We start from the raw sequence: 20196 nt of genomic DNA, 5'->3' as shown, positions 1-20196 counted from the left end.
AGATCCTGCGATGCAATTTGTAATGTTATAATATAACAAACGAGCCGAACGGCGGCAAAAGAAACTTTCCGCGGGTGCTTTGTGGTGCGCTCGTTAACTTCCTGATCATGCGAAACCTGACGATGGCCGGTATAATGCCCGCTTTATCAAACGGCCACCGATTTTTCAGGAAGGTTTCATGACTGTACGTACCCGAATTGCTCCGTCACCCACTGGTGACCCTCACGTTGGTACCGCCTACGTGGCCCTGTTCAACCTGTGCTTTGCCCGTCAGCACGGCGGCCAGTTCATCCTGCGTATCGAGGATACCGACCAGGCCCGCAGTACCGCGGAATCCGAGCAGGACATTCTGAAGGCGTTGCGCTGGCTCGGCCTGAACTGGGATGAAGGCCCCGATGTAGGTGGCCCCCACGGCCCCTATCGCCAGTCCGAGCGCAAGCACTCCTACCGTCAGTACGCCGAGGACCTGGTGACCGCCGGGCACGCCTTTTATTGCTTCCGTACACCGGAAGAGCTGGAGGCCATTCGGGAAGAACGTAAAGCCCAGGGCCTGAACCCGGGAATAAAGGGTGATCTGGAGCTGCCCGAGGACGAAGTGAAGCAGCGCCTCGACGCGGGCGAGCCATATGTGATTCGCATGAAAGTGCCCGACGAGGGCGTCTGCGAGATTGACGACATGCTCCGGGGCACCATCGAGATTGACTGGGCCCAGGTGGATTGCCAGATCCTGCTCAAATCCGACGGCATGCCCACCTATCACCTGGCCAACGTGGTTGATGATCACCTGATGGAAATCACCCATGTTTTGCGGGGCGAGGAGTGGATCAACTCGGCGCCGAAGCACAAACTGCTGTACCAGTATTTTGGCTGGGATATGCCGGTGCTCTGTCACCTCCCGCTGCTGCGTAACCCGGACAAGAGCAAGCTGTCCAAACGCAAGAACCCCACCAGCATCAATTTCTATGAGCGCATGGGCTTTCTGCCGGAGGCCGTCACCAACTATCTCGGGCGCATGGGCTGGTCCATGCCCGACGAGCGGGAAAAGTTCACCCTGGATGAGATGATCGAGAACTTTGACATCCAGCGTGTCTCTCTCGGTGGCCCGGTATTCGATGTGGAGAAGCTTCGCTGGCTGAACGGCCAGTGGTTGCGCGAAGAGCTGACTGAAGAGCAGTTCATGGAGCGGATGCGCCAGTGGTGGTTTAACGAGGACGCCCTGCGTGCTCTGGTGCCTCACATCAAGGGCAGGGCAGAGGTGTTTTCGGATGTGGCGCCCATGGCCCAGTTCATGTTCTCCGGCATGCTCAACCTGAAGCCGGAGGACTTTGCCCATAACAAGCTGGAAGAGGCCCAGATCAAGCGGGTTCTGCAGTTTACGCTCTGGAAGCTTGAAGCACAGCGCCACTGGAGCAAGGAGACCATCTTTGCGGACATCAAGGCCCTGGCCAAAGCCATGGACCTGAAGATGGGAGATTTCATGTTCTCCATTTTTGTGGCGGTTGCCGGTACGCCGAATTCCTGGTCTGTGATGGACTCCATGGAACTTCTGGGCCCGGACATGACCCGTTCAAGGCTTCGGCATGCGCTGGAAGTGATGGGTGGTTTCTCCAAGAAGGAAACCAAGAAGGTGGAAAAAGAATACGCGGCTCTGGGTATTCATTAACCGCTTTGGTGAATTAATAAACGGCTTGAACAAGGATGTTCAGAAAACTGAAAAAAAGTGTGTTTCAGAGGTTGACGCCCATAGGGCGGATCCTTAATATACGCAGCCGTTGAGGGGCCATAGCTCAGCTGGGAGAGCGCAACACTGGCAGTGTTGAGGTCGGCGGTTCGATCCCGCCTGGCTCCACCAATTTCTAGTCCCCTTCGTCTAGTGGCCTAGGACTCCGCCCTTTCACGGCGGCAACAGGGGTTCGAACCCCCTAGGGGACGCCAATACGGCTTGACGGTTTAGTCCACCGGATAGCCATCAAAAAAACCGCTTTCTGGCGGTTTTTTTGTGCCTGAATGTCAGGCCAGGCAAAACCGGGGTCCGATGACATTTTCATCGGACCCCGAATCCGATCAACGTTCGGCAATGGCCCCTTTGCCAACACCTTCATAAGCCTTCACCCGGATGGTGTCCGTCGCAAACTCCACCTTGAGCTTGTCGGCCATGTGGGCGGCAATCAGTTCCACCGTGGTGTCTGTATCCAGCATGTATACGCGTTCCTCCGGCAGGGTCAGCGCAAACTCCCCCTGATTGGCCTCGTATTCGAAGGTCACGTAGCGAACGCCGTCGTCGCCCACATGGCGCCGCACCACATCCTCCTCGGAACCCATGTAAATATCCCGCCAGAGCTTCGCCCAGCGGCATTCCAGATCGTAATCGCGGTGGCCGTTACGATCGATACGAATCGGTGAGCGATGGCCGTGGGCAATGCGCTGGCAGTTGCCCAGGTGTTTCTTCAGGCCGTGTACGTAGTGATAGTAGGCGCCGTCGATTTCCTCTTCCCGCAGATTGATCTCCACGGAAATCACGTTGCCCGGAAGCACCGCCTTGATTTCCTGTTCCAGCAGCGAGGCAACGGCCGAAGGCACAACCCGGTCGCCGGACAACCAGACGATGGCTTCGTCCGGCGAGCGGTGAATGATCTGGCTGCCATCGGTGAGTGCCCAGGTAAAGGTGTCCGGCTGTTCCTCGTTCCAGGACAGTCCCTGGTAGCCACGGGGAATCACCAGGCGATGGTCAACACGCTCATCGATCACCCGTTTGATGGTGCGTTTTACGTTGCTGAAGTCGAACACCATGCCCTGTTCGTCCAGCTCCCCGCCAAGCACCACATCCGCAATCCAGCTTTCACCCACCAACCCCCGGGTCGGGTCCAGGTAGGCGAAATCGATAACGGTCAGGTTGTCTACAAACAGATGGTTCATCAAATTTCCAGGCGGGTATGGTTGATTGATGGCCGAATTCTAGCAAAAATCACCGAATACAGCAGTCTGGCGGCTGGCCAGCGCTCCATTTCTTTTTGCATCGAGCTCATCATCTTAAACTTCGACAAGCGCAACGATCAGCAATTCCCGGTACTGATACTGGCTGCCGGTGCTTCCAGTCGCCTTGGCCGGCCGAAAGCCCTGTTGCCCCTGATGCCTGGCAACCGGGCAGAGACGGATTCCCGCAACCATACACTTCTGGACGCCGCCATTGGCCAGGGCCGGGTCTTGAGCCCGGATGTCCGGGTAGTGTGCGGGGCCTGGTATCCCCTGATCCGGTTTCGTTGTCGACGCCAGCCTTCCTCCTGGCTGCGGGCGCCGGATTGGCACGAGGGCATGTCGGCATCGCTGTCTGCGGGGCTTCGAAGCCTGGGGCCGGCGGTGAAGGGCGTTTTTGTTCTGGTAGCGGACCAGCCGTTACTGGACCTGAACGCCCTTGAGGCTTTTGGCAAGGCGGCCCGCTGCGTACCGGAACAGCCCATTGCCGCAGATTACGGTGGCCTGCCGGGCGTACCGGCCTACTTGCCGCGTTGGCTCTGGCCACTGGTACTGGATCTGGAGGGGGATAGGGGCGCCGGGCGCCTGCTGGCAGAGGTGCGGGCAACCCGGGTAGACATTCCGGGGGTCCACGACGATGTCGACACCCCGGCAGACTGGCACAGAATCCGGGCGCTGCTCAGCCGAACAGGCCCGACAGCCAGGCAATCCCGACGCTGAAGATCCCGAGGCTTACGGCAAGACCAATGGTGTAGATCCGTGACGCCGCCGAGCGCTGCTGGGCAACAAACAGGTCGATTGTGCGCTGGGCAATGTCCTCGGCCGTTTCCCGGGAAATCTCGTGGGCCTGCTGAATGGCCTCGGATTGCAGGGTCTGCCAGAACTCCGTATCAATCGTCTGCACGCTGGTGATGTGGTCTTTCAGCTCGGCCATGTGTTCGCTGGTAAAGCCAGAGTTCTTTTTCAGCTCCTTCTTGAGTACTGCCAGCTCGCTCCCGAGGTTGAGGTTGACCTCGGCGGCGACTTCGTCGCGCAGGTTTCTGGTGCGCTCGTCGACCATGTCGGTAAGGGCGTTCAGGCGTTCCTCGATAGTTGAGTCCTGTTTGCTGCGGGATTCATCCAGGGCCCGCTTCAAATGGTCGAACTGTTCGTCGAAGAGTGAGCTGAGCAGTTCGTGCAGGCGGTTGTTGATGTGGGTTTTGACCGCGGAACGGGCAATCTGCTCAATGAGCTCGCTGGTCAGCGGAACTACATTGGCTTGTGGGTTGCTGCGACCGGCTGCATCGCCGGTCTTGGGCGACAGTTCCACCGACGCATCTGCTGGCACGTTCAGCGGTTCGTCCTCGTCCCCCGGGGAAGCGGCCGTTTCAGCGGGCGGTTCCGGCAGGGTTCCGCCTGTAACATCGCTGGCCAGCTGATCAAGAACTTCTCTGAGTCCCTCGGTTTGCGGTGGCTTGGTCAGGATGTTGTAAACACCAAAGTTCCTCGCTTCTTCCATAAACGAGGACGATTTCTTGGATGTGCACATGATAATGGGGATGCCGGCGGTCTCGGGATTGCCCTTGATGGCCTTGGTGGCTTCCACGCCGTTCATTCCGGGCATCAGGTGGTCCATGAAGATAACATCCGGACGGCCATGACTGTTGAGGAAATCCAGGGCTTCTTCGGCCGAGCCAGCCATGTTGACTTCCATATCGCGACTCTCCAGCAGTTTGCTCAGGGCAAATCGTGCCACCTTGGAGTCATCTACCAGCAGAGCGTTTTTGATCGCCATGTCACTACCTCAATCGTTTACTGCAAACGCGTTTGTTATCGGGCCGTTGTGATTACCAGCCTTCCAGTTTCGGGCACTCGGTGGCCCGGTAGCTCTTGTCCCGATAACAGACACCGGGTTCAGTGGTTCGGGCAGTGAAAATCTCCCCTGCCGCCGTGGTCAGGCGTACCTGTCCGTAAGGCTCGCCATGACGGAAAGTAGCTTCGATCGAGCTGCCATTGGGGTTCTTTAACAACCCCTTGCCATGAAACTTCCCTTCGATGTACTGGCCTTCGTATTTCTTGCCGCTGGCAAAGACCTCGGCCCCGGTGCCGTGGAAGGCGCCGTTGGAGAACTCGCCTTCGTAGTGGCGCCCGTCAGGGTAGGTCAGTGTGCCGCTGCCGTGGAATTCATCGTTCCGGAAGCCGCCAACATAGAGCATGCCGTCTGCAGTGGTCAGGGAGCCGTGGCCGTTTAACTGTCCGTCCTGCCAGTGGCCGGTCAATATGTCGCCGTTTGCCAGTGTCAGGGTGCCCTTGCCATTGAACTGGTCGGCCCGGAATTCGCCGGAGTAGCGGGAGCCGTCGGAACTGCGCCACTCACCTTCGCCTTCGCGCTTGCCGGCCGACCAGCCTCCCTCGTAACGGCTGCCATCGGGATACCACGCGGTGCCCTGGCCGTGGAATTGGCCGTCTACAAAATGGCCCTCGTAGCGCAGGCCATCGGCATCCTGATAGGTGCCGTCACCGGTTTTCACGCCGCCAATCCAGGTGCCGTTACGGTAATTCACGGTGGTAAAGGCTTCCAGCTTGCCCACCAGGGTCATCTCGTTGCCGGCTTCCAGGGCAACCGTACGGTTCCAGGGCTTGAAGCCGGGTTTGCTGATGGTGACCTCGTACCGGCCAGGATCCAGCTTCAGATCCAGTCGGGTCGCGCCATATTCCTTGCCATTAATGGTGACCTGATCGCCGACTACATTGGAGCGGAGTACCAGCAGAGCCTGCGTTGGGGGTTGCGGTTGCTGCTGTTTTACGGTTTTTTTCTGAGTTGTAGGGGCTGCGTCTGTGCGCGTTGCCATCGCTGCCGGCGGTTCAGCCACTGCCAGTACTTCCGGGTTCTCCGGCATGGGTGGAACAGTAAACGGAGTAGTGTCGACCACGGGTGAACGGACTTCCGGGGCAGGTGGCTCGGCTTTGGCGGATACTTTGGAAGCAGGTTCAGGTGGCGTGCTGGTTTCGGGGTTAGCGGCTACGGCGGCAACCACCTGTTCAGCGGCGGGCGGTTCGAAGGTTTCCGTTATCCGCAGATCATCCCGGACCGATGCGAATCCGGCGGTAACCAGCAGCATAAGTGCCAGGGCATTGGCGAATAGAAGCGGTCTGAAATCGACCATGACGGAACCTCTTGATCCTGCATTCTTGGAATTCTGTCTACCGGTTCATCTTACCCAGTGACTGCAACGCTATGTAACAGAAAGTGTCAGGGAGTTACCGAGAATGCAGGCCAAATCACACTTTGTCCGGAAGCTGGTCATGGTTGAGTTGCTCCCATGATCTCATGTACACATCGGCTTCGTACTCATAGGGTGATTTGAATGGGGTGAGCACGAAATCGAACACCAGGAAGAAAAACCCGATGGAAGCCCAGGCAATGACCAGCGTGCTGATGGTGGTGGCTTGCACTTCCGGGTTGGAATCGACGAAGTTCTGCAGCAGTGGAATCAGATCTGAAGCGAGGACAACCGGATTGAAGCTGGCCATTACGAACGGTACCCAGAAGGCGATAAAAACCGGGAAGAATCCGAACGACCAGAGCAAGCGGCGAAGCAGGTAAATGGCAACTTCCCGCCAGAAACGCTGTCTGATTTCCGGTACTTTCCGGATCCGGTCAAGATAACGGCGGCGTTCTGCCCAATAGGCGGCTACTTCCGGGGCGTCAACAGCCTTTGATTGAGGTGCAGGTGTTGTCATGGACGGGTGGGGTACCTTATGGCTACTGGAGTGATGCATGATAATCGATACTACGTGTTACCCTACAATTCTCCAATTGTTTAAAGACAGGATAGTTTGAATGGCTGCAGTGATCGACAACGCAACCCATCCGGCCTTTGAGAAGCTTCGCAGTCACCGGATCGAAACGCTCAACCTTGAGGTTGAGGAGTATCGCCACAAGAAGACCGGCGCCCGGCACCTGCATCTGGCAGCCGATAACGACGAAAACGTATTTTTCGTGGCGCTTCGGACTTTCCCGATGGATTCCACCGGCGTAGCCCACATTCTCGAACATACCGCACTGTGTGGCAGTGAGCGTTATCCGGTCCGTGACCCGTTCTTCATGATGATCCGGCGGTCACTGAATACCTTCATGAATGCCTTTACCAGCAGCGACTGGACGGCCTATCCGTTCGCCAGCATGAACCGGAAAGATTTCGACAACCTGTTGTCCGTTTATCTGGACTGCGTGTTCTTCTCCAAGCTGGATCCGCTGGATTTCGCCCAGGAAGGTCACCGCCTGGAGTTCGACAAACCGGAAGACCCTTCGACTGATCTGGTGTATCGGGGCGTTGTCTACAACGAAATGAAAGGCGCCATGAGTTCGCCGACCTCTCAGCTATGGCAGAACCTGAGCAGCCATCTGTTCCCGACCACGACCTATCACTACAACAGTGGCGGTGAGCCTGATCACATTGTCGACCTGAGCTACGACGACCTGCTGCAGTTCTATCGCCATCACTACCACCCCAGCAATGCGATATTTGCTACCTACGGTGATATCCCGGCTCACGAGCACCATGAAAAGTTTGAAGAGCTGGCACTGAAACGGTTCGACCGACTGGACATCGATCTGCCGGTTCGCGATGAGAAGCGCATGTTTGCACCTGTGCGAGTGGAGCAGGGCTACGCTGTCAATGAAGGCGAGGGCACCGACAACAAGACCCACATCGTGGTGGGCTGGCTTCTGGGCCACAGCTTCGATTTGCAGGAAAACCTGGAGGGGCAGCTGCTGTCTGCCGTTCTGCTGGAAAACAGCGCCTCGCCGCTGATGCGGGCCCTGGAAACCACGGACCTGGGGCATGCGCCGTCGCCCATGTGCGGGCTGGAAGATTCCAACCGTGAGATGACCTTTGTCTGCGGCATCGAAGGCAGTGAGCCGGACAAGCACAAGGATCTGGAAGCGCTGCTTGAGTCCACGCTTCTGAAGGTGGTGGAAGAGGGCGTCAGCGAGGAACGGCTGGAAGCCATCCTGCATCAGCTCGAGTTGCACCAGCGGGAAATCGCAGGTGATCAGTTCCCTTATGGTCTGCAGCTGATCATGAGCGCCATCGCGCCCATGGTGCACGGTGGAGACCCCGTCGAACTGCTGGATCTGGAGCCGGTTCTGGCAACGCTCCGGGAAAAGATCCGGGATCCGCAGTACGTGCCGGATCTGATCCGCCGTAAGCTTCTGGAGAACCCACACCGGGTCACTCTGACTCTGCGTCCGGACGAAAAGCTCGAGTCTCGTCGGCAGGAGGCGATCCGTGAAGCCTTGGCCCGTCGCAAGGCCGAGCTGACCGACGATGAAGTACGGATGATTGTAGACCGGGCCAAGGCACTGGAAGAACGCCAGATGCAAAAGGACGACGATTCCATCCTGCCCAAAGTGGATCTGTCTGATGTGCCGTTGCAGATGCCTGAGCCTGAAGGACGCTACGACGGCGACATTTCGGCGACCGTTTATGCCCGTGGTACCAATGGTCTGGTTTACGAACAGATTGTTGTCCCGGTGCCGGCCCTGACCGAAGAGGAGCTTCTGCTGGTGCCTTATTACACCACCCTGATCTCCGAAGTGGGTTGTGGGGATCTGGACTATCTGCAGATGCAGGACCGTATTTCTGCGGAGTCCGGTGGTATCGGCGCGGCATTCAGCGCCAAAGGCCGTATTGATGATGTTCAGGAATTGTCCGGATACATCATCTTCAATGGTAAGGCGCTGGCCCGTAACCGCAGTGAATTAACCCGTCTACTTCGGGATGTCTACACGAGTGCCCGCTTCGATGAGAAAGAGCGAATCCGGGAGATCATTGCCCAGATCCGTGCCCGTCGCGAGCAGGCAGTAACCGGTAGTGGTCATGCCCTGGCCATGGGCGCGGCGTCCCAGGGTATGAGCCCCGGAGCCTGGCTGTCGTTCCGGCTTGGCGGTCTTGCCGGTATTCGCGGCACCAAGCAGCTGGATCAGGCCCTGAAAGATCCTGAGGAATTGACGGCGCTGTGCCACAAGCTTTCCGCATTGCACGAGAAGATTGGCAAACAGGGCCGCGAGTTCCTGGTGATTGGTGAAGAAGACCAGCTCCCGGCGATGGTTGACGATCTGAAGTCCTGCTGGCGTGACGCCTCCGAAGCGGGTGTCTCCGGCTGGAAAATGGAGCCGGTCAATTACACAACCCGCGAGGCCTGGCTGACCTCTACCCAGGTCAACTTCTGTTCCAGGGCCTACAGCACCGTAGCCGTGGATCATCCGGATGCGGCGGCACTGACCGTGCTGGGTGGCTTCCTGCGTAATGGTTACCTGCACCGTGCCATCCGTGAAAAGGGCGGTGCCTACGGCGGTGGCGCCGGCCAGGACAGTGTGAACGGGACTTTCCGGTTCTTCTCCTACCGTGATCCGCGACTGGAGGAAACGCTGGACGATTTCGACGCGGCCCTGGCCTGGCTGCAGGACAACGACCACGATTATCAGGAGCTGGAAGAGTCGATTCTTGGTGTTATTGGCCAGCTCGACAGGCCCCGGTCTCCCGCGGGTGCGGCCCGTCATGCCTTCCACAACAAGCTGTTTGGCCGTACCCCGGAACAGCGTGCCAGGTTCCGGGAGCGGGTGCTGTCGGTAACCCTGGATGATCTTAAGCGCGTGGCCAGAACCTGGCTGGTGCCGGAGAAAGCCAGCACCGCCGTGGTTACCAGCCCGGAAAACCGGGCCAGGGCGGAGAAGCTGGGCCTGGCTATTCAGGAGCTTTAGAGCAGGCCTTGAATTCGGGGTCAGATGAAGTGTTCATCTGACCCCGTTTTGATTTTCCCCTATCTATTCTGACCCATTCCCGGGTCGTTGATGCCCTTAGCGGTGTCTCTTCAGCCCTGTTGTCACCATGATTCGGGTGGAGATTTCCTCCACCGAGTAGGCCGTGGTGTTCAGGTACGGAATCCGTTCACGCCGGTACATCAACTCGATTTCCTCAATCTCATGCATGCACTGCTTTATGGATGAGTAACGGGAATTCGGCCGGCGCTCGTTGCGTATGGTCGCCAGGCGCTCCGGATCGATGGTCAGCCCGAAAATCTTCTCTTTGTGCGGTTTGAGCGCCTTGGGGATCTGTTGGTCCGCCAAGTCTTCTTCCGTAATCGGGTAGTTCGCCGCCTTCACACCATATTGCAGCGCCAGATAGAGGCAGGTGGGCGTTTTCCCGCTTCGGGAAGCACCCACCAGGATCAGATCAGCTTCATCGTAATGCCGCGTGCGCGCGCCATCGTCGTTATCCAGCGCAAAGTTCACCGCATTAATCCGGCGCTCATAGCTCCCCTCGTTATTGATGGCATGGGACTTACCCACGGTGTACGACGAGGAGGACTGCAGTTCTTGCTCCAGGGGTTTGAGAAAGGTCCCGAAAATATCCACCATGAAGCCTTCGGCGGTGGCGATGATTTCCCGGATATCGCTGTTTACAATGGTGTCGAACACCAGCGGGCGGGCGCCATCTGTCTCGGCCGCCTTGTTGATCCGTTTGACCATTTCCCGGGCTTTTTCTTCGTCCGCAATATAGGGAACGGTGACCCGTTCAAATTCGATCTTTTCGAACTGGGCCAGAAGACTGTGCCCCAGTGCTTCGGCTGTCAGGCCGGTGCCATCAGAAATGAAAAAAGCAGTGCGTTTCATGCTGTATCGTCCGGTTCCTTGGTTCCTTGATTCCTGGCTTGGTGGCCTAGGTAATTTCCGCAGGTTACAGTATCATACACGCCAAGTTCGAGACTCCGCAGTGGATATTGTCTGGTTTTACTGCTTGATACCGCTGGCCCGATTTTGCTCTTAGCTTTACAGACTCAAGGGAGACATGCTTTGGAAGATTACATTATCTGGTTTGATCACCTGGGAATGTCCGACGTCGATCGGGTAGGCGGAAAGAACGCCTCACTCGGCGAAATGATCAGTAATCTCGCCAACGCAGGTGTTACCGTTCCGGGTGGCTTTGCCACTACAGCGCACGCTTATCGCGAATTTCTCGCTACGGATGGATTGAAGGAGCGCATTGACAACGCTCTGGATGCCCTGGATATCAACGACGTTAACGACCTGGCCCGGGTTGGCGCGAAAATCCGCCAGTGGATCATCGAGACGCCCTTTCCTGACGTGCTGGAAAATGCCCTGAAAGAATCATTTGCGGCCCTGCAGGATGGCAATGAGCACATGGCAGTTGCGGTTCGTTCGTCTGCTACCGCGGAGGATCTGCCAGATGCCTCGTTCGCCGGCCAGCAGGAAACCTTCCTGAACGTGGTGGGCCTTGAGCAGGTTCGCACCTCTGTAAAGGAAGTGTTTGCATCGCTATTCAATGATCGCGCTATTTCCTACCGCGTGCACCACGGCTTCGACCACAAGATGGTCGCACTCTCAGCCGGCATCCAGAAGATGGTACGTAGTGAAACAGCCGCCAGTGGCGTTATGTTCACCCTGGATACCGAATCCGGCTTCCGTGACGTGGTGTTTGTTACCGCTTCCTACGGCCTGGGTGAGACCGTTGTGCAGGGTGCCGTGAACCCCGATGAATTCTACGTGCATAAACCCACACTGGAGGCCAACCGGCCGGCGGTTCTGCGCCGCAACCTGGGCAGCAAGGCCATCAAGATGGTTTACCACACCAAGCCTGGTGAAGGTGAGTTTGTGGAAACGGTGAAAGTTGAACAGGAAGACCGCAACCGCTTCTGCATTTCCGATGCCGAGGTGGAAGATCTGGCCCGCCAGGCCATGATTATCGAGAAACACTACCAGCGCCCGATGGATATCGAGTGGGCCAAAGATGGTGATGACGGCAAGATCTACATTGTTCAGGCCCGCCCTGAGACAGTAAAAAGCCGTGCTTCCGCCAATGTGATGGAGCGTTACCTGCTCAAAGAGACCGGTAGGGTCCTGGTGGAAGGCCGTAGTATCGGCCACAAGATCGGTAGCGGTCCGGTGAAGATCATTACCAGTATCAAGGAAATGGACCGTGTTCAGGCCGGCGATGTGCTGGTCACCGACATGACCGACCCGGACTGGGAACCGGTCATGAAACGGGCTTCCGCCATTGTCACCGATCGCGGTGGCCGTACCTGCCACGCGGCCATCATTGCCCGCGAGCTGGGTATTCCGGCCGTGGTTGGTTGCGGCGATGCCACCGAGTTGTTGACCGATGGCCAGGAAGTGACTGTCTCCTGTGCCGAAGGTGATACCGGCATGATCTATGAGGGCTCTCTCGATTTCGAACTGCGGGAAAACACCGTGGACTCGATGCCCAACATTCCGTTCAAGATCATGATGAACGTGGGCAACCCGGACCGGGCCTTTGATTTCCAGGCTCTACCCAACGAGGGCGTTGGTCTGGCACGGCTTGAGTTCATCATTAACCGGATGATCGGCGTTCACCCCAAGGCACTGCTGAACTTTGACGGGCTGCCCCGGGATATCAAGCAGACGGTCGAAAAACGCATTTCCGGCTACAGTTCTCCGGTGGATTTCTACGTCGACAAGCTGGTGGAAGGCATCTCTACACTGGCCGCTGCATTCGCGCCCAAGAAGGTGATCGTGCGGTTGTCGGATTTCAAATCTAACGAGTACGCCAACCTGATCGGCGGTACGCTGTATGAGCCGGATGAAGAGAATCCGATGCTCGGTTTCCGGGGTGCCTCCCGTTATATTTCTGACACCTTCCGGGACTGCTTCGAGCTGGAATGCCGCGCCCTGAAGAAAGTGCGCAACGAGATGGGCCTGACCAATGTGGAAGTCATGGTTCCGTTTGTGCGCACCGTGGGTGAAGCGGAACAGGTAGTGAATCTGCTGGCGGAAAACGGGCTCAAGCGCGGTGACAACGGTCTGCGGGTGATCATGATGTGCGAGCTGCCAGCCAATGCGCTGCTGGCGGATCAGTTCCTGGAACACTTCGATGGCTTCTCCATCGGCTCCAACGATCTGACCCAGCTGACGCTGGGGCTGGACCGGGATTCCGGCATCATTGCCCATCTGTTCGACGAGCGTAACGATGCGGTCAAGGCGTTGCTGTCCAATGCTATCCAGGCCTGCAAAAAAGCCGGCAAGTACATCGGGATCTGCGGGCAGGGGCCATCGGATCACCCGGATCTTGCCAAGTGGCTGATGGATGAGGGCATCGATACGGTGTCACTGAACCCGGATTCGGTACTGGATACCTGGTTCTTCCTGGCCGACGAGAAAATCGACTGAGTTCATTTCCAGGATAAGGAGAGCGACAACGTGACGACGATAATTACCCCGGATCTGTGTGACGAATTTCCGGAAGTGCAGGTTGTTGAACCCGGGTTCAATAACTACGGCGGCAACAAGGCTTTTGGCGGCGAGATTGTGACCGTGAAATGCTTTGAGGATAACTCCGTGGTGAAAGAGCAGGTTGGTCAACCTGGAAACGGTCGTGTGATGGTCGTGGACGGTGGTGCCTCGAAGCGCCATGCGCTGCTGGGTGACATGCTGGCTGAAAAAGCGGCGGGCAACGGCTGGGCCGGTCTTATCATCTATGGCTGCGTGCGCGACGTGGATGAGATTGGCAATACAGCTCTGGGTGTCCAGGCCCTGGGAACCCACCCCAGGAAGAGTGAGAAGCGTGGCCTTGGTGACCTGAATGTTCCGGTCACCTTTCACGGCGTAACCTTCCATCCCGGACACTACGTCTACGCCGATAACAACGGCATCATCGTCTCGGAGAAGCCTCTGGTTTGAGGCTTTTGCCGGCACAGACAGAAACGGCGGCCAATGGCCGCCGTTTTTTTATTCAGCGAGTGACTTCGCTGATGTTTGTTCCCAGGAGGAATCCATCCCCTTCCGGCTCGCAGCGAATGACTTCGCAAACGGTTTCCAGTGGCGGGAATTGATCACTGCTGGGGTGAAGAACCGTCTGGAGTTCCTCTCCCACGGCCACCTCCCGCTCGACGTATAGCTGCATGCCAGCGGCGCTCAGGTCGCGGCAAACTCCTTTGAAGCGATTGCCCTGGCTATCGGTAATCTCAATCTCCGAGTTTACCTGCATACGGTGGAAATCGCGTTTTTCCGAGTAATCCTTCATGGCATCAGGCCCAGTTGTCGGTTTTTCTTGTCGGTTTGAGCATCGGGATGATCAGTGCCAGCAGCACTCCACCGAGAACCAGGCCTGCGCCCAGCAGCATGAAGTCGTATTCCTTGCTGGCTTCAAGGCGTTCGTTTTCGGCCGTAAGTACCTCAAGGTCGTTGCGAATCTTCTGGTTTTCTTCACGGAGCTCGCGATTACGACGTTCCAGGTTGATGGAATCGGCGGCGATACTCTTGATCCGCTGCAGCTCTTCCTGGAGCTCCTGTGAGCGGTCAGAAAGGGAGGCCTCCGAGCTTTCCAGAGAGTCTCGCTCACTAACCACGTTTGACAGCTGCTCCTTGACACGGGCCAGCTCCGCGCGGGTTTCTTCCAGTTGGCGATTGGCTGTCCGAAGGCGGTCTGCGGCGATGGGCGTTTCGCTCAGGTATTGACTGGATACCCAGCCTTCGTTGCCCTTCGGGGTCCGAACGAGGGTATACCCGGAATCCGACGCTTCGATCACTTCCAGCGGTGTGCCGCTGGGCACCGCGTTTTCGATGATCCGGAACTGGGAACCCGCGCCGGACCTCACCGGAAGGTACAACTGGTCGTCCACCCACACAGTCTTGGCCTGGGCAACGGCAATGGACGACACTGCGAACAATACACTGATGGCGAGGCGAAAAAGCGTCACTGGTTACGTTCCCTGAAATTCTTCGGTTGAAATCTGAGCGTGATTAAAAGCGCAATTTTGTCACAGATGCCCCGCCGTGCAAGCGAGCCATCATTACAATAAACTCATGCAGCCTGGCCTTCTGCTCACGGCAGAACGGCTTTGAAAGGCTTCACGACAACGTTCTGATAGACGCCTGCATCAACGTAGGGGTCGGCATCCGCCCAGGCCTGGGCTGCTTCCAGAGAGTCGAATTCCGCGATCACCAGGCTGCCAGTAAATCCGGCATCGCCGGGCTCGGGTGTATCAAGTGCCGGATGAGGTCCGGCAACAAGTAACCGTCCTTCTGCTTTCAAAGCCTGCAGCCGCTCGATGTGTGCAGGGCGGGCGGACTGGCGCAACGGCAGGCTGTTCTCGACGTCTTCACTGATAATCGCGTAATACATTCAGCTCTCCGTAATGACTTTCATATACGAGGTAATCGAGCAGATAATCAGCGGTCGTGTCGCGCCGGGGTTGGCTGGTACACTGTAAATCCATGGCATGCCGCCAGTTATCTGATGATTCAGGATATTTTGTGACTATACCGCAAGACCCGCATTTGTGCATTGATCTGCATTGCCACAGCACGGCTTCTGATGGCGCGCTATCACCGGCGGCGCTGGTTGAGCGTGCGGCCGGTCGCGGCGTTACCCACCTTTCCCTGACCGACCATGACACTATCGCGGGACTTGCCGAAGCGCAGGCGGCTGCGCAGGCACAGGGCATCGTGCTGATTCCGGGGGTTGAGCTCTCCTGCCTCTGGAAAAGCCGCACCATCCATATCGTCGGCCTCGATTTTGATTCTGAGGCAGACGGTTTCCGGCAGGCTCTGGAGCGGCAAAATGACAATCGCTGGGCTCGTGCACGAATGATCGCTGAGCGGCTGGGTAAACTTGGTGTTGATGATCTTCTCGGTAAGGCCTCCGAGGCTGCCGGCGGCGATGTTCCGGGGCGCCCGCACTTTGCTCAGGTTCTTACAGAGGCTGGCGTGGTTCGCAATGCTGCCCAGGCATTCAAGCGATATCTGGGCAACGGTAAGGCTGGTGATGTAAAGGCGTTTTGGCCGGAGCTTCCAGAGGTCGTTCGCTGGATTACCGAGGCGGGTGGCATTGCGGTTCTTGCCCATCCCCGAAAATATCAGCTTACGGCAACAAAGCTCAGGGAACTGACCGCGGATTTCCGAAGGGCAGGGGGGCAAGCAATTGAGGTCTCTACCTCAGGTCAGTCCAGTGGCGATTTGGGCTTTCTGGCAGAGCTGTGCCGGAAAGAGAAACTGTTGGCATCTCAGGGCAGTGATTTTCACTTTCCTGGCGCTCCCTGGTGTGAACTTGGCCGTATCATGAAAATGCCAGACGGGCTTGAGCCGGTCTGGCATTCATTCAGACAACCTGTTCTGAGCGGCGCGCCGGCTTAATCCGGCGCGTGGAACAGCAAGTACAGGTCCGTCAGTGAGTCCGGAATGGCATCGGCCATCTGCCGGGACAGCTTGTCACTGTTGCGAACCTTCTGGAAGTCCTCGTCATCGAACAGTCCCGAAAGGGTCAGCATAGGCACCATCAGATCGGCGGTTTCTTCCTCGCTGGCCGCTTCGAGCCACTGCTCTTCGTGTTCAAGGAACGTATCCACGAACCCGGCACACCAGTTTTCCAGTGCGTTCATCGGATCGCCGTCCTCCGGCTCCGGCAATTCCAGGGCCTGCCCCATATCCAGGGCATGGGCCATGTCATTGGCCAGTTGGGCGGAGCAACGCCTGAACACCTCGGGAATCCCGGTGTCGGGTACCTGATCGGCGCCCGTGGCGAGGCGAAAGATTTCTTCCGCGCTCAGTTCAGCCGGGCCGACGACGCTGGCACAGACCACCCCGTGGAAACCGAAGAAATCCAGGGCATCATCGCCCCAGGGCTCGGCAAAGAGGATGTCTTCCAGCGCTTCAATGTCGGAGTTCGATAGCATCAGTTAGTTACTCCCGGCCTTTTTGGCCTCTTCCGCAGCCTTCTGGCGCTTGCGGACTTCTCTTGGGTCATTGTAGGCGCGGCCCGGCGTCACCGGAACGTCAACTGCCGGAGCTTCAGTAGGCGTGTCCTGCGCTGCTGTTTCCGGAGCTGAAGGCTTTTCGACCTGCTTCGGCTCTGCCTTTTCAGTCACCGCCTTCTCAGCTTCAGCCTTTGCAGGTGCCGGTTGCTTCGGCTCCGGCTGGGCGTCGGGAGCCGGGCTCTCGGTTACTGCCTTCTTCTCCGCTGGCTTTTCAGCTTTCTCGGATTCGGCTGCCGTTTCAGGTTTGGCCGCCGCCTCGGGTTTGGCCTTCGGCGCGGGCGCCTCCTTTGATTCCACAGGTTGCTCTTTGGCCGCAGGCGTCTGTTCGCCTTTGGGGGCTGCCTTGGATTCCGGCGCTGGCTTGTTGGCGGTCTCTTCTTTCGGAGCCTGGTCGGTCACCGGTTTCTGCTCATCAGCGGCGGCTCTGCTCTTGGCAGGCGCTGCGTCCGTGGCAGTTTTTTGAGCCTTTTCGGCAACTTTTTCGCCTTTAACCTCAGACTTCTGGCGAGGTTCGGAGCTTTTTTCAGCCTTGGCCGGCTCTGCTTTTTCAGGCTTCTCAGCTTTCGCTTTATCTGCTTCAGGCGTTTCAGTCGGTTTTTCAGCTGACTGGTCGGCGACTTTTGCCGCCTCTTCCGGCTTTGCCTCGGGTTTGCTGTCTGAAGCCGCCTTGTCTGCAGATGCCTGCTCAGGCTTCTGCTCCTTTTCAGGCTCTTGCTGGACTGCCGCTGTTTTCGGCTCTTCCTTGGCAGCGGGCGCTGTCTCGGTCCGGGTTTCGGCTTGCTCGGACTTTTCGGCTGCCACCGCCTTGCTGGCAGTTCCCTGCGTTTGCTCGGCTTTTACTTCCACCTTGGCATCGTCACGACCTTTTTCCGGCTGGGTATCCTTCTGGTGCTTCTCGCTGCGGGCGGCTTTGCGATCCGCCGGTGAGGAAGCTGGTGCTTCAGAGGGAGAACCGTCACGATTGCGTTGGCGACGTGGCTTGCGGCGCTTCTCGTCCGTGCCGGACTTGTCAGCCGGACCGGACTTGGCTGCGTTATCCTGCGGGCCCTGATCCTTCTGATCCTTCTGATCGCGGTTGTCTTTCTGGTCCCGCTGGGGTCTGTTGCGGCCACGGCTCTGGTTGTCGCGACGGTTGTCACGGCGGTTATCAGAGCCTTTGTTGTCAGCGCCCTTGTTATCGCCTCCGCGGTTATCCGAGCCTTTGTTGTCTGCGCTCTGGCGATTCTGGTTGCCTCGGCTCTGCTCATCATTGCGGTTGCGTCCGCGCCCACGGTTGTCGTCACCGCGACCTTGTTGGCCACCCTGGCGACGGTCGTTACCAGTGCGGTTGCCACCGGAACGCTGGTCGTCGCCGCGGGCTACCCGGGATTTGCGACGATCCTGACGGCCCTGGTTTCGGCGATCCTCGCGCTGGCCTTTGCCCTGGTCGCGATTTTCGATCTTTTGCTCTTCCTCGCCACTGAAGAAAGCGGAGATCTTTCGACCGAGCCGGCGGAACAGGCCCTCTTCCTGCTCGGCCGTCTCGGCGGCCTTCGGTTCTGCCGGGGTGGGCGTGGGCGCGGGCGCGCTGGGCCGGATGGCCTTCACAGCGGCCTGCTCACGAACCGGCTTTTCAGGGGTCGGGGCCTCAAAGATTTCCTCTTCACGCTCGCTGTACTCCTGGGCCACCTGGTGGCTGGAGATATGCTCGGGCGTGGTTTCATCCTGACGCATCCGGATGATTTCAAAGTGTGGGGTTTCCATGTGTGGAACCGGAACCACCACCACGCTGACTTCCTGCCGGGCCTCAATGTCGGCCAGCTGCTTGCGCTTCTCGTTGAGCAGGAAAGTGGCAACAGAAACGGGCACGACGGCTCGCACTTCGCCGGTCTTGTCCTTCGAAGACTCCTCGTAGATCAGGCGCATGATGCTCAGGGCGAGGGACTCAATGCCGCGGATTGTGCCCTGGCCTTCACACCGGGGGCAGACTTCGCTGCGGGTCTCGCCCAGGGAAGGGCGCAAGCGCTGTCGGGACATCTCCAGCAGGCCAAATCGGGAGATCTTGCCTACCTGAACCCGGGCCCGGTCGATTTCCAGGGCCTCGCGCATCTTCTGCTCAACTTCCCGCTGGTGCTTGGCCGGCGTCATGTCGATGAAATCGATGACAATCAGGCCGCCCATGTCACGCAGGCGTAACTGGCGGGCAATTTCCTCGGCCGCTTCCAGGTTAGTCTGGAGAGCGGTTTCCTCGATATCCTGGCCTTTGGTGGCCCGGGAGGAGTTGATGTCGATAGAAACCAGGGCCTCAGTCGGGTCAATCACGATGGAGCCGCCGGAGGGCAGTTTCACTTCACGCTGGAACGCCGTCTCGATCTGGCCTTCAATCTGATAGCGGCTGAACAGGGGGATTTCATCCTTGTACAGCTTGATCTTGTTTTCGAAGGTGGGCATGACCGCACGAACGAAACTCAGAACGTCTTCATAGACCCCGTTGGCGTCAATCAGGACTTCGCCGATGTCCTGGCGAAGGTAGTCGCGAACCGCGCGAATGATAACGTTGCTTTCCTGGTGAATCAGGAAGGGGGCCTTGCGCTCGCCAGCGGCCTGGGTGATGGCTTCCCAGAACTGCACCAGATAATCCAGATCCCACTGAAGTTCTTCGGTGCTACGGCCAATACCGGCGGTGCGAACGATGATGCCCATGGATTTCGGCACCTGGACGTCGTTCATCGCCTCTTTAAGCTGGGCCCGCTCATCGCCCTCAATTCGGCGGGAAATGCCGCCGGCACGGGGGTTGTTGGGCATCAGCACCAGATAACGGCCGGCCAGGGAAATAAAGGTGGTGAGGGCTGCGCCCTTGTTGCCACGCTCTTCCTTGTCGACCTGGACAATCACTTCCTGGCCTTCGGACACCACGTCCTTGATGTTGATCTTGCCTTCAATCTGGCCGGGAGACTTCTTGAAGTACTCCTTGGAGATTTCTTTCAGCGGTAGAAAGCCATGGCGCTCGGCGCCGAAATCCACAAAGGCAGCCTCAAGGCTGGGCTCAACGCGGGTAATGCGGCCTTTGTAGATGTTGGCTTTCTTCTGCTCGCGGGAGCTGGATTCGATATCAAGATCAAACAGACGCTGGCCGTCAACCAGGGCGACGCGCAACTCTTCAGGATGAGTTGCATTGATAAGCATTCTTTTCATGGAAAGAAAGAGTTCCTGTCGTTTAATTTGACAGAAAACCGGAGGGGTTCGCATCAGCGAAGCAGGATGTGCGTGCCGCGGGCCCTGTTACATCAAGGGCGGACCGGCGGCCAGACGAATCAGACCCTTCGGGGGTGTGATCCTATCGGTCTGAGACCAACGCCGACGATCCGGCTGCCTGTGGGCAGGGAGAGGTCGTGTAAGGTTCGTGTCTGTTGACGCATGTTATCCGTTTTCAGGTTCACTCAGGTG

16 protein-coding genes and 2 tRNA genes are annotated in these 20196 nt (G+C 57.9%); 8 read left to right on the top strand and 10 right to left on the bottom strand.

Translation table 11 applies throughout. From position 1 onward, the window contains the following. Positions 1-178 precede the first annotated feature (178 nt). The 3 genes from gltX (at position 179) to ACO06L_RS05855 (ending at position 1935) form a co-directional block, all read left to right on the top strand. Positions 179-1663 carry a glutamate--tRNA ligase gene (gene gltX / locus ACO06L_RS05865; protein ID WP_202346859.1) on the top strand — a complete coding sequence of 495 codons (1485 nt, stop codon included), beginning with the start codon at positions 179-181 and terminating at the stop codon, positions 1661-1663. Between the two features lie 113 nt (positions 1664-1776). Further along, positions 1777-1852, top strand: a tRNA-Ala gene (locus ACO06L_RS05860). Between the two features lie 7 nt (positions 1853-1859). Continuing rightward, a tRNA-Glu gene (locus ACO06L_RS05855) sits at positions 1860-1935 on the top strand. Between the two features lie 129 nt (positions 1936-2064). On the opposite strand, the gene ACO06L_RS05850 is transcribed toward ACO06L_RS05855, so the two are convergent. Continuing rightward, positions 2065-2916, bottom strand: a complete 852-nt coding sequence (locus tag ACO06L_RS05850; RefSeq protein WP_202346858.1) for a 6-carboxytetrahydropterin synthase — start codon at positions 2914-2916, stop codon at positions 2065-2067. Here ACO06L_RS05850 and ACO06L_RS05845 point away from each other — a divergent pair. Continuing rightward, entirely contained in the window at positions 2908-3693 is a 786-nt protein-coding gene (locus ACO06L_RS05845) for a nucleotidyltransferase family protein (RefSeq protein WP_202346857.1), read from the top strand. The genes ACO06L_RS05850 and ACO06L_RS05845 overlap by 9 nt on opposite strands. On the opposite strand, the gene ACO06L_RS05840 is transcribed toward ACO06L_RS05845, so the two are convergent. The 3 genes from ACO06L_RS05840 to ACO06L_RS05830 form a co-directional block, all read right to left on the bottom strand. Then, on the bottom strand, positions 3653-4747 hold the full coding sequence (locus ACO06L_RS05840) for a response regulator (RefSeq protein ID WP_202346856.1): 1095 nt from the start codon (positions 4745-4747) through the stop codon (positions 3653-3655). The two genes, ACO06L_RS05845 and ACO06L_RS05840, sit on opposite strands and share 41 nt — an antisense overlap. Before the next feature lie 52 nt (positions 4748-4799). Continuing rightward, the gene (locus ACO06L_RS05835) at positions 4800-6119 is read right to left on the bottom strand and encodes an MORN repeat-containing protein (RefSeq protein ID WP_202346855.1); all 1320 of its coding nucleotides are present in this window, start codon (positions 6117-6119) and stop codon (positions 4800-4802) included. A 115-nt stretch (positions 6120-6234) separates the two neighbouring features. Further along, entirely contained in the window at positions 6235-6696 is a 462-nt protein-coding gene (locus tag ACO06L_RS05830) for a hypothetical protein (RefSeq protein WP_202346854.1), read from the bottom strand. A 100-nt stretch (positions 6697-6796) separates the two neighbouring features. Here ACO06L_RS05830 and ACO06L_RS05825 point away from each other — a divergent pair, with 100 nt between their 5' ends. Further along, the gene (locus tag ACO06L_RS05825; RefSeq protein ID WP_202346853.1) at positions 6797-9721 is read left to right on the top strand and encodes an insulinase family protein; all 2925 of its coding nucleotides are present in this window, start codon (positions 6797-6799) and stop codon (positions 9719-9721) included. A gap of 96 nt (positions 9722-9817) precedes the next feature. On the opposite strand, the gene ppsR is transcribed toward ACO06L_RS05825, so the two are convergent. Next, complete coding sequence (ppsR, locus tag ACO06L_RS05820) at positions 9818-10633, bottom strand: posphoenolpyruvate synthetase regulatory kinase/phosphorylase PpsR (protein ID WP_064228872.1); 816 nt, start codon at positions 10631-10633, stop codon at positions 9818-9820. Positions 10634-10849: 216 nt separating this feature from the next. Here ppsR and ppsA point away from each other — a divergent pair, with 216 nt between their 5' ends. Next, on the top strand, positions 10850-13186 hold the full coding sequence (ppsA, locus tag ACO06L_RS05815; protein ID WP_413816174.1) for a phosphoenolpyruvate synthase: 2337 nt from the start codon (positions 10850-10852) through the stop codon (positions 13184-13186). Positions 13187-13216: 30 nt separating this feature from the next. Next, a complete protein-coding gene (gene rraA, locus ACO06L_RS05810; RefSeq protein WP_202346851.1) occupies positions 13217-13696 on the top strand; it encodes a ribonuclease E activity regulator RraA in 480 nt (159 codons plus the stop codon). Positions 13697-13748: 52 nt separating this feature from the next. Here rraA and ACO06L_RS05805 read toward each other — a convergent pair whose 3' ends face one another. The 3 genes from ACO06L_RS05805 to ACO06L_RS05795 all read right to left on the bottom strand — a co-directional run bounded on the left by ACO06L_RS05805 (position 13749) and on the right by ACO06L_RS05795 (position 15140). Next, positions 13749-14039 (bottom strand): PilZ domain-containing protein, encoded by a 291-nt coding sequence (locus ACO06L_RS05805; RefSeq protein ID WP_202346850.1) that lies wholly within the window; start codon positions 14037-14039, stop codon positions 13749-13751. Positions 14040-14043: 4 nt separating this feature from the next. After that, entirely contained in the window at positions 14044-14715 is a 672-nt protein-coding gene (locus ACO06L_RS05800; protein ID WP_202346849.1) for a TIGR04211 family SH3 domain-containing protein, read from the bottom strand. Positions 14716-14840: 125 nt separating this feature from the next. Further along, entirely contained in the window at positions 14841-15140 is a 300-nt protein-coding gene (locus ACO06L_RS05795; protein ID WP_064228877.1) for a YciI family protein, read from the bottom strand. Between the two features lie 131 nt (positions 15141-15271). On the opposite strand from ACO06L_RS05795, the gene ACO06L_RS05790 reads away from it, so the two are divergent. Then, on the top strand, positions 15272-16150 hold the full coding sequence (locus ACO06L_RS05790) for a PHP domain-containing protein (RefSeq protein WP_202346848.1): 879 nt from the start codon (positions 15272-15274) through the stop codon (positions 16148-16150). On the opposite strand, the gene ACO06L_RS05785 is transcribed toward ACO06L_RS05790, so the two are convergent. Both ACO06L_RS05785 and rne read right to left on the bottom strand, forming a co-directional pair. Next, complete coding sequence (locus ACO06L_RS05785) at positions 16147-16689, bottom strand: YecA family protein (protein WP_104322878.1); 543 nt, start codon at positions 16687-16689, stop codon at positions 16147-16149. The two genes, ACO06L_RS05790 and ACO06L_RS05785, sit on opposite strands and share 4 nt — an antisense overlap. Positions 16690-16692: 3 nt before the next feature. Continuing rightward, the gene (gene rne / locus ACO06L_RS05780; RefSeq protein ID WP_202346847.1) at positions 16693-19944 is read right to left on the bottom strand and encodes a ribonuclease E; all 3252 of its coding nucleotides are present in this window, start codon (positions 19942-19944) and stop codon (positions 16693-16695) included. Positions 19945-20196 lie beyond the last annotated feature (252 nt).

Origin of the sequence: Marinobacter sp., assembly GCF_965229985.1 — a bacterium.
GTDB lineage: Bacteria > Pseudomonadota > Gammaproteobacteria > Pseudomonadales > Oleiphilaceae > Marinobacter.
Note: the sequence above shows the minus strand (reverse complement) of the source record. Positions and strands in the feature narration are given on the sequence as shown.

What these genes read in the sequence shown, in the direction of transcription:
- ACO06L_RS05785 (WP_104322878.1), bottom strand. Translation starts at nt 16,689, where the DNA reads ATGCTATCGAACTCCGACATTGAAGCGCTGGAAGACATCCTCTTTGCC.
- ppsR (WP_064228872.1), bottom strand. Translation starts at nt 10,633, where the DNA reads ATGAAACGCACTGCTTTTTTCATTTCTGATGGCACCGGCCTGACAGCC.
- ACO06L_RS05825 (WP_202346853.1), top strand. Translation starts at nt 6,797, where the DNA reads ATGGCTGCAGTGATCGACAACGCAACCCATCCGGCCTTTGAGAAGCTT.
- gltX (WP_202346859.1), top strand. Translation starts at nt 179, where the DNA reads ATGACTGTACGTACCCGAATTGCTCCGTCACCCACTGGTGACCCTCAC.
- ACO06L_RS05830 (WP_202346854.1), bottom strand. Translation starts at nt 6,696, where the DNA reads ATGACAACACCTGCACCTCAATCAAAGGCTGTTGACGCCCCGGAAGTA.
- ACO06L_RS05835 (WP_202346855.1), bottom strand. Translation starts at nt 6,119, where the DNA reads ATGGTCGATTTCAGACCGCTTCTATTCGCCAATGCCCTGGCACTTATG.
- ACO06L_RS05795 (WP_064228877.1), bottom strand. Translation starts at nt 15,140, where the DNA reads ATGTATTACGCGATTATCAGTGAAGACGTCGAGAACAGCCTGCCGTTG.
- ACO06L_RS05850 (WP_202346858.1), bottom strand. Translation starts at nt 2,916, where the DNA reads ATGAACCATCTGTTTGTAGACAACCTGACCGTTATCGATTTCGCCTAC.
- rne (WP_202346847.1), bottom strand. Translation starts at nt 19,944, where the DNA reads ATGAAAAGAATGCTTATCAATGCAACTCATCCTGAAGAGTTGCGCGTC.
- ppsA (WP_413816174.1), top strand. Translation starts at nt 10,850, where the DNA reads ATGTCCGACGTCGATCGGGTAGGCGGAAAGAACGCCTCACTCGGCGAA.
- ACO06L_RS05840 (WP_202346856.1), bottom strand. Translation starts at nt 4,747, where the DNA reads ATGGCGATCAAAAACGCTCTGCTGGTAGATGACTCCAAGGTGGCACGA.
- ACO06L_RS05845 (WP_202346857.1), top strand. Translation starts at nt 2,908, where the DNA reads ATGGTTCATCAAATTTCCAGGCGGGTATGGTTGATTGATGGCCGAATT.
- ACO06L_RS05805 (WP_202346850.1), bottom strand. Translation starts at nt 14,039, where the DNA reads ATGAAGGATTACTCGGAAAAACGCGATTTCCACCGTATGCAGGTAAAC.